A 206-nucleotide genomic window follows, 5' to 3' on the forward strand; every position below is an offset into this window, starting at 1 on the left:
GGGAAGTAGTGAACCAAGCGACAGCTACAGGAACTACTCCTAACCAGACAGAGGTAAGTGATGTATCAGGATCGACAATTGGAAACGATGACCCAACAGTTATCGAACTTTGTCAAAACCCTGCAATTGCAATTGTAAAAACAGGAGTCTTTAATGACGAGAACGGTGATGCTTGTTCAAATGTTGATGAGACTATTACATATACT

General features: G+C 40.8%; 1 protein-coding gene. It reads left to right on the forward strand.

From position 1 onward, the window contains the following. A partial coding sequence (locus G3A46_RS14230) for a hypothetical protein (RefSeq protein ID WP_165150800.1) occupies positions 1-206 on the forward strand: 206 nt, incomplete at both ends.

Source organism: Aequorivita sp. KMM 9714 (assembly GCF_011065475.1).
Classification (GTDB): Bacteria; Bacteroidota; Bacteroidia; order Flavobacteriales; family Flavobacteriaceae; genus Aequorivita; species Aequorivita sinensis.